Consider the following 7,883-nt stretch of genomic DNA (forward strand, 5'->3'; position numbering starts at 1 on the left):
TGGAGGGCATCTCCAGCGTTGCCATCACCGCCGGGGCCTCGGCCCCCGAGGTGCTGGTGAACGAGGTCATCGACGCCTTTCGCGACCACTATGACGTGACGGTCGAACTGGTCGAAACCGCCGTCGAAAACGTAGAGTTCAAGGTCCCCCGCGTCCTGCGGCAACCGGCATGAATGGCGTACCCAGAGCACCCTTGTTTCTGGGTCTGGCCGGGCTGATCCCCTTTGTCTGGGGCGCGTTGACCTATCTGAATGGCGATCTTCAGGCCTGGGGCACACGCGCCCTTGGGCCACGGTTTGTCGGACCGTATGTGCAGTTGTTTTACGGCTCGGTCATCCTCAGCTTTATGTCCGGTATTCTCTGGGGCTTTGCCACCAAGACCTCAGGCAGCAAGGCGGCGATCTGCTATACCCTGTCGGTACTGCCCGCCCTGTGGGCCTTCGTCATGACCGGCAGCGGACCGGTCAGCACCAGCATCAACCTGATCACGGGTTTTGCCGGGTTGCTGTTGCTGGATGCGGTCTTCTGGTATTGGGGTCTGGCCCCGCGCTGGTGGATGAAACTGCGCATCCTGCTGACCGCCATCGTGATCCTGTGCCTTTCTGTCGGAGTCTACCTATGAGCGACCGTGACACTATCTCTGTCTACAACGAACAAGCCGTGCGCTATTCCGAGATGACCGATGACGACAACTTTGGCGACCCCCAACTGAGCCGCTTTATCGACGCGATCCCCGAGGGTGGCAAAGTGCTGGATCTCGGCTGTGGCCCCGGCGCGTCGGCAACCGTGATGGCGCAGGCGGGCTTGCAGGTCGATGCGACGGATGCCTCGGTGGAAATGGTACGCTTGGCCTCGGCCCATGAGGGCGTCCATGCCCGGCAGGCCGAATTCTCCGATCTGGATGCGGTCGCAATGTATGATGGCATCTGGGCCAATTTCAGCCTGCTGCATGCCAAACGGGCCGATTTTCCGACGCATCTGACAGCCATCCACCGGGCGCTGAAACCCGGCGGTGTGTTCTATATCGCCATGAAGCTGGGTCAGGGTGAAGGCCCCGATCGGCTGGGGCGCTATTACAGCTATTACAGCGAGGACGAATTGAAGACTTATCTGCAAGAGGCAGGCTTTACCGTCACCGACCGGCGGCTGGGCAGCGGCACCGGGCTGGATGGCTCAGTATCGGACTGGATCGGATTGGCCAGCCATGCCTGAATTGTTTGCCTATACTGATGGCGCCTGTTCCGGCAATCCCGGCCCCGGCGGCTGGGGCGTATTGCTGCGCGCGATGGACGGGGACACGGTCCTGAAAGAGCGTGAACTGAACGGCGGCGAGGCCGAGACCACCAATAACCGCATGGAACTGCTGGCCGCCATCAGCGCGCTTGAGACGTTGGAGCGGCCCTCGAAACTGACCATCGTGACCGACAGCGCCTATGTGAAGAACGGCGTGACGGGCTGGATTTTCGGGTGGAAGCGGAACGGCTGGAAAACCTCGAACAAAAAGCCGGTCAAGAATGTCGATCTGTGGCAGCGGCTGGATGAGGCGCAGACCCGGCACGAGGTGACCTGGGAATGGGTCAAGGGCCATGCAGGTCACCCGGAAAACGAAAAGGCCGATGAGCTGGCCCGCGCAGGCATGGCCCCGTTCAAGCCGAAAAAGGCGCAGGCTTGAGCGGGCTTGCCCTGCTGGACTATGCCTCGGTTCTGGTCTTTGCCCTGACCGGCGCGTTGGTGGCCAGCCGGGCGCAGCTGGATCTGGTCGGGTTCGCCTTCATCGCCTGCCTGACAGCGGTGGGCGGCGGCACCGTGCGCGACCTGCTGCTGGACCGCCACCCGGTGTTCTGGGTCGGACAGCCCGACTACATCCTGATCGCTGTCGGCGCTGCGGTGCTGGTGTTCTTTACCGCCCATCTGGTCGAAAGCCGCTACAACTGGCTGGTCTGGCTGGACAGTTTCGCCTTGTCCGTGGCCGTTGCCGCAGGCACCGGCGCGGCGCTGTCGCTGAACCAATCCGGGGTGATCGTGGTGCTGATGGGCGTCTCGACCGGCTGTCTGGGCGGGTTGATGCGCGACGTGGTCTGCAATGAGGTGCCGCTGGTCCTGAAACAGGGTGAGCTTTACGTCTCCTGCGCCTTTGTCGGGGCGTTTACCGCCGTGGTGGCCACTCGGTTGGGGGTCGAACCGCTGGCCGCCCTTGGCCTCTGCGCTCTGGTCTGCTGGGCATTGCGGGCCGGATCGCTGCTGTTTGGTTGGCAATTGCCAGTCTACAAGGCGCGCCCGCCGCGGCGATAGATTTCCCAAAAACCTGCAGGAAAAGGCAGGTCGCCGTGGCCGAGGCCGGCGGCAACCTGCGATAAATGGCAGGATCAGCGTGTCAGCAGGCGCGCGCCGATCTCCTTAACGAATTTCGCGGCCACCATGGCGGTCATGCCATAAGGATCGCGATGCGGGTTCAACTCGACAATATCGGCGCCGACCAGTTGACCCTTGAACCGGTGGATCAGGTTGATCACCTCGCGCGTGCTCAGCCCGCCAGGTTCGTGATGCGAGACGCCGGGCGCAAAGGCCGGGTCCAGCGCGTCGAGGTCCAGTGACAGATAAACCAGGCCGTCAAAGCTGATCTCAAGATCGGGACGCCAGTTGCGCATGTCGATCACCTCGACTCCGAACTTGTCGGCCTGCTCCTGCTGATGCGCGTTCATCGTGCGGATGCCAACCTGAACCAGACGTTTGACCTTGCCAGTCTCCATCACGCGCGCAAACGGGCAGCCGTGGCCCAGCGGACCCATATACTGGCTGTCATACAGATCGGGATGGCTGTCGATATGCAGGACGTTCAGCCCTTCGTACCGGTCCGCATGGGCCTTGATCAGCGGATAGGCCACCGAGTGATCCCCGCCCAGCGACAGCACCCGCGCGCCGGTTTCGATCCGCGCGGCAGCACCAGCCTCGATCCGGTCGATGGGCTCTTGCCCGAACATCTCGAACACGTCCAGATCACCGGTATCCTTGAACCGGTCGGTCGCGCCCAGATCAGTGCCGTCCTCAGCCGTCAGGTTGGCCGCGCCGGAATGCAGCGCCTCGCGGATGCGGCCGGGGGCAAAGGCGGGGCCTTGCAGGAATGAGGAATGCAAATCCAGAGGCACGCCCATCAGGGCAACGTCACCGGAGGTCAGATCATGTTGCATGATACACCTATCGAGTTGAATTTTCGGGCGTTTTGGCCGCTGTTGGACCAAAAGGTCAAGGGGTTAGCGTCGCAGAAAGGTCTGCCAGATCCAGATCACCAACAATGCACCCAGAACGGCCCCGACAAAACCTGACAGCCAGCCCAGCGCGGCCAGCAGGAACCGAATGATCAGCCCGCTGACCAATGCGCCGACGATGCCAATCAGCATGGTCGTCGGGATGTCCGCCTCGATCCGCATCAGACGGGTGGCCAGAAAACCGGCGGCGGCTCCGATGATGATCAGGGCGACAATGGCCATGTCATTTCCTCCAATGGGTCGGCACGATGACCAGCGCCCCGATCGAGGCGATCACCGCGTTCATACCCGACGACCAGAAGCGAAAGCCAAACATGCGGCCCAGCAGGACATGCATAAAATACAGCAGAAAGGCCCCACCGATACAGATGATGATGGATTGCAAATAGCCGTTATGGGTAAAGCCGGTTTTCTCGGACAGGCTGGCGATTGTCGCGGCAATCAGCACCGTCCCGATCAAGGTGATAATCAAATCCGTGGTCCCTCTTCTACAAATGGCTTCCGGCAGCAACAGGCCAGCCGCGCAGGAAAACATCAACATCCTGCGCGCCTTTACCTGCCCGTTGCAACCGCAACAGATCAATAGCGCCCGCGCCACAAGCGACGCGCAGCGTGTCGTTCAGAACTTCGCCCGCATCCCCCTGCCCTTCGGCCAGACGCGAGGCGAGCAGCTTGACCCGTTCGCCCCCGATCTCGGTCCAGGCACCGGGAAATGGGGACAGGCCGCGAATTTGCCGGTCAATCTCGACCGCCGGGCGGGTCCAGTCCACGCGCGCCTCGGATTTGTCGATCTTGGTGGCATAGGTCACGCCTGTTTCAGGTTGAGGTTCAGGCACCAGCTCTGGCAATTGGTTCAGCGCCTCGACGATCAGAGCGGCCCCCATCCCCGAGAGGCGATCATGCAACTGCGCCGCGGTTTCCTGCGGCCCGATATCAGTGGCTTGCCGCAGCAGCACCGGGCCTGTGTCCAGCCCGGCCTCCATCTGCATGATGCAGATGCCGGTTTCCGCATCACCCGACATGATCGCCCGGTGGATCGGTGCCGCGCCACGCCAGCGCGGCAACAGGCTGGCATGGATGTTCAGGCACCCCTGTGCCGGTGCGTCCAGAATCACCTGCGGCAAGATCAGGCCATAAGCGACAACCACCGCCACATCCGCATTCAGTTCGGCAAAGGCCGCCTGTTCGTCGGCAGATTTCAGCGACACCGGATGGCGGACCTCTAGCCCCAGCGCCTCAGCCCGCGTGTGAACCGGTGTGGGGCGATCCTTCTTGCCCCGTCCGGCAGGGCGCGGTGGCTGGCAATAGACGGCGGCGATGTCATGCCCGGCTTCGACCAGCGCATCCAGCACCGGGACCGAGAAATCGGGGGTTCCCATGAAAATGATGCGCATGGTGTCCTGTCCTGATGGGGCGCGTAAGCCGGGCTTAAGCCCGGCCTACCGGTCAATTATGTCTGTTTTCGGGCCTTGCGCAGCAGCATGTCGCGTTTGACCTTGCTGAGCCGGTCAAAATACATCCGCCCGTTCAGATGGTCGATCTGATGCTGCACGCTGGTGGCCTCAATCCCCACAAAATCGCGGCGATCAACCATGCCCTCTTCGTTCAGGAACCGCACCGTCACCGCGCGCGGGCGTTTCACCGTGGCCGAGACGCCGGGCAGGTTCGGGCTGGCCTCTTCATGCTCGCGCAGCTCGATCGAGCTGTGCAGGATCTCCGGGTTCGCCAGACGAACCGCCTTGCCCCGCTCGGTCGAGCCGTCAACGACCGCGAGCCGCAGCATCACCCCGATCTGCGGCGCGGCGAGGCCAACGCCCGGCATCGCCTCCATCGTGTCGATCATGTCGTCCCAGATGGTGCGGATGTCATCGGTGATCTCGGTGACGTCCTCGGCCTTGGTGCGCAGACGTTTATCCGGCCACGGCAGGCAGGTGCGCACCGTCATGTGCGGGCCTTCTCGCGCTTGAGTTTCTGCATCTTGCGCGTGATCATCTGCCGCTTCAACGGCTTGAGATAATCGATGAACAGCTTGCCGTTCAGATGGTCGATCTCATGCTGCACGCAGGTGGCCCAGAGATCGTCAAACACCTCTTGCCGCGCGTTGCCGTCCTGATCCATCCACGCGACCTCGACCACTTTGGGGCGGGTCACTTCGGCATATTGCTCGGGGATCGACAGGCAGCCTTCCTCGTAGACATTGGTCTCGTCCGAGGCTGAGATGATTTCGGGGTTGAACATCACCAGCGGGCGCGGCGTCTCGCCCTCTTCCTTGACGCAATCCACCACGATCAGCCGGTCCAGCACGCCGATCTGGGGCGCGGCCAGACCGATGCCGGGCGCGTCATACATCGTCTCCAGCATGTCATCGGCCAGTTTGCGCAGATCGTCGGTGATGTCGGCCACCGGCGCGCAGACCTTTTTCAGGCGGGGATCGGGATGGATCAGGATATTGCGTTTCATGAGGCTGATTTAGGCCATCCCGCCCGCCGCCGCAACGCCCCCCTTGCGCCTGCCGGATTTGCGGCTAGCTTTCGGCTTGGACAGATGGAGCTGACATGACTTTCAACGACCTGATCGACCGCCGGGGAACCAACAGTTCAAAATGGGACAAGATGGAGCGTCTCTATGGCGTCCCGTCCGAGGACGGGCTGGCCATGTGGACCGCTGATTCCGATTTCCAGTCCGCCCCCTGCGTGATCGAGGCGGTGCGCAAAGCGGCCGAACATGGGGTGTTTGGCTATTCCTGGTGTCATCCAGATTATCTGAACGCCGTGCAGTGGTGGATGAAAAACCGTCATGGCTGGGAAGTTGACACCGATTGGGTTCTGACCACCCAAGGGCTGGGCAATGCCATTGCACTATGTCTGGATGTCTGGTCCGCGCCGGGGGATGGTGTGGTCATCTTCACCCCCGTTTACCATGAGTTCGCCCACAAGGTGAACAAGGCCGGGCGCAAGGTTGTGGAATGCCCGCTGGCGCGCGACGGCGACAGCTATGGGCTGGATCTGGAGGACGCACAATCGCGACTGGACGGGTCGGAAAAACTGTTGCTGTGGTGTTCGCCGCAGAACCCTTCGGGCCGGGTCTGGACGGCGGATGAGCTGCGTGCGGTGGCCGAATTTGCCGAACGCAACGGGCTGATCCTTGTGTCGGACGAGATTCATCACGATCTGGTTTATCCGGGCAATACGTTTGTACCGATGGATGTCGCGGCCCCTGAGGCGCGCGCATGGACCGTGTCGCTGACTGCCGCGTCCAAGACTTTCAACATCGCGGGTCAGCGCACGGGCAACATGATCATTCCCGACGCCAAGCTGCGGGCCGAGATGCGGCACCGGCTGGCCACGCTGGACTATGACCCCAGCGCGCTGGGTGTGGCGATGATCACCGCCGCCTACAGCCCGGAAGGCGCGGAATGGGTCGACGCGCAGGTCGCACATCTGGATGCCAACCGGCGACTATTCGACGAAACCATCGCGCAGATACCCGGCCTGTGGTCGATGCCCCTGCAGGCGACCTATCTGGCCTGGGTCGATTTCTCGGGCACCGGCATGAGCCACGACGAATTCGTCCGCCGCCTGCGCGAGGATGCGAAGATCGCCACCTCCTCCGGCCCCGGTTTCGGCACGGGCGGAGAGACGTTCGAACGCTTCAATCTGGCCACCCAACGCACGCGGGTCGAGGATGCCTGCGAACGGCTGAAACGCGCCTTTGGCGCTTTGCAATAGACCCCGTCCAAAAACAAACGGAGGCACGTCATGCCCAACCACCTTTTTGCGCTTCCGGACATCCCCAGCATCCCGGTTCAGGGGGAACAGGCAACCTATCCGATCGGGCGGATTTTCTGCGTGGGCCGCAACTATGCCGCCCATGCTGCCGAGATGGGGCATGAGGTGGATCGCGAGACGCCGTTCTATTTCACCAAATCCGCGCCCAACGCGGTATTGACGGGGGCACATGTGCCGTACCCGGCGGGCACCGAGAATTATCATCACGAAATGGAATTGGCCGTTGCAATCGGCAAGCCGGTTTTCCGGGCCACGGCTGCACAGGCCCGCGCGGCGATCTTTGGTTACGGGTGTGCTCTGGACATGACCCGCCGCGATCTGCAAATCCGCGAGCGCAACAAACAGCGCCCTTGGGATCTGGGCAAGGATGTGGAAAATGGCGCAGTCTTCGCCCCGCTGACCTGCGCCGATCACTGGAGCCCGTCGGATGACAAGCGCATCTATCTGAGCGTCAATGGCCAGGTCACACAGGACGCCACATTGTCAGAGCTGGTTTGGAAGATCGATGAACTGATCTGCCATCTGTCGGGCTTCTATCATCTACGCCCCGGCGATCTGATTCTGACCGGCACACCCGCCGGGGTCGGACCCGTGGTCGCCAGAGATCAAATCGAAGGGGGCATCGACGGTCTGGCCCCTGTTCACCTGACCCTGACAGAGCCCGACAAAACCACCCTCGACACCTGACAATCTTGTGGTTCCAACGCCCCCGGAACGCCAAGGGCGCGGTAAAGCATCAGGACCGCAGGTGAGCCATTGCGCGCTTCAATCGCTGGTTCCAAGCAACGCAATCGGCGCATCCGGATCGCGATAGAAATCCAGCGGGGCC

The 7,883-nt window shown here is 62.1% G+C and carries 12 protein-coding genes and 1 pseudogene; 7 read left to right on the plus strand and 6 right to left on the minus strand.

From position 1 onward, the window contains the following. The 5 genes and pseudogenes from ispH to MPJ51_RS15125 all read left to right on the plus strand — a co-directional run. A pseudogene (gene ispH, locus MPJ51_RS15105) lies at positions 1-173 on the plus strand (4-hydroxy-3-methylbut-2-enyl diphosphate reductase); the annotation flags it as partial. Continuing rightward, positions 170-622, plus strand: a complete 453-nt coding sequence (locus tag MPJ51_RS15110; RefSeq protein ID WP_298388432.1) for a DUF3429 domain-containing protein — start codon at positions 170-172, stop codon at positions 620-622. The pseudogene ispH and the gene MPJ51_RS15110, both read left to right, overlap by 4 nt. Beyond that, positions 619-1,212 (plus strand): class I SAM-dependent methyltransferase, encoded by a 594-nt coding sequence (locus MPJ51_RS15115; protein WP_298388434.1) that lies wholly within the window; start codon positions 619-621, stop codon positions 1,210-1,212. Before MPJ51_RS15110 ends, MPJ51_RS15115 begins: the two co-directional genes overlap by 4 nt. Continuing rightward, complete coding sequence (gene rnhA / locus MPJ51_RS15120) at positions 1,205-1,672, plus strand: ribonuclease HI (RefSeq protein WP_298388436.1); 468 nt, start codon at positions 1,205-1,207, stop codon at positions 1,670-1,672. The genes MPJ51_RS15115 and rnhA overlap by 8 nt, the downstream gene beginning before the upstream one ends. Further along, positions 1,669-2,292: a trimeric intracellular cation channel family protein gene (locus tag MPJ51_RS15125; RefSeq protein ID WP_298388438.1), complete on the plus strand. Its 624-nt coding sequence runs from the start codon at positions 1,669-1,671 to the stop codon at positions 2,290-2,292. Before rnhA ends, MPJ51_RS15125 begins: the two co-directional genes overlap by 4 nt. 74 nt (positions 2,293-2,366) lie before the next feature. Here the strand turns inward: MPJ51_RS15125 and speB are convergent, their stop codons facing one another. The 6 genes from speB to def (MPJ51_RS15155) form a co-directional block, all read right to left on the minus strand. Next, positions 2,367-3,188 carry an agmatinase gene (speB, locus tag MPJ51_RS15130; RefSeq protein ID WP_298388440.1) on the minus strand — a complete coding sequence of 274 codons (822 nt, stop codon included), beginning with the start codon at positions 3,186-3,188 and terminating at the stop codon, positions 2,367-2,369. Positions 3,189-3,251: 63 nt separating this feature from the next. Next, a complete protein-coding gene (locus MPJ51_RS15135) occupies positions 3,252-3,488 on the minus strand; it encodes a GlsB/YeaQ/YmgE family stress response membrane protein (RefSeq protein ID WP_298388442.1) in 237 nt (78 codons plus the stop codon). Between the two features lies 1 nt (position 3,489). Further along, positions 3,490-3,738, minus strand: a complete 249-nt coding sequence (locus MPJ51_RS15140; protein ID WP_298388444.1) for a hypothetical protein — start codon at positions 3,736-3,738, stop codon at positions 3,490-3,492. A 16-nt stretch (positions 3,739-3,754) separates the two neighbouring features. Beyond that, positions 3,755-4,660, minus strand: a complete 906-nt coding sequence (gene fmt / locus MPJ51_RS15145) for a methionyl-tRNA formyltransferase (protein ID WP_298388446.1) — start codon at positions 4,658-4,660, stop codon at positions 3,755-3,757. Positions 4,661-4,716: 56 nt separating this feature from the next. Then, on the minus strand, positions 4,717-5,211 hold the full coding sequence (def, locus tag MPJ51_RS15150) for a peptide deformylase (protein WP_298388448.1): 495 nt from the start codon (positions 5,209-5,211) through the stop codon (positions 4,717-4,719). Next, the gene (gene def, locus MPJ51_RS15155) at positions 5,208-5,726 is read right to left on the minus strand and encodes a peptide deformylase (protein WP_298388450.1); all 519 of its coding nucleotides are present in this window, start codon (positions 5,724-5,726) and stop codon (positions 5,208-5,210) included. Before def (MPJ51_RS15155) ends, def (MPJ51_RS15150) begins: the two co-directional genes overlap by 4 nt. A gap of 95 nt (positions 5,727-5,821) precedes the next feature. Here def (MPJ51_RS15155) and MPJ51_RS15160 point away from each other — a divergent pair, with 95 nt between their 5' ends. Together MPJ51_RS15160 and MPJ51_RS15165 are read left to right on the plus strand one after the other, a co-directional pair. Continuing rightward, on the plus strand, positions 5,822-6,994 hold the full coding sequence (locus MPJ51_RS15160; protein WP_298388452.1) for a MalY/PatB family protein: 1,173 nt from the start codon (positions 5,822-5,824) through the stop codon (positions 6,992-6,994). Between the two features lie 30 nt (positions 6,995-7,024). Continuing rightward, positions 7,025-7,741 carry a fumarylacetoacetate hydrolase family protein gene (locus MPJ51_RS15165; protein WP_298388454.1) on the plus strand — a complete coding sequence of 239 codons (717 nt, stop codon included), beginning with the start codon at positions 7,025-7,027 and terminating at the stop codon, positions 7,739-7,741. The last annotated feature ends 142 nt before the right edge of the window (positions 7,742-7,883 follow it).

Origin of the sequence: Ruegeria sp., assembly GCF_028066395.1 — a bacterium.
GTDB lineage: Bacteria > Pseudomonadota > Alphaproteobacteria > Rhodobacterales > Rhodobacteraceae > Ruegeria.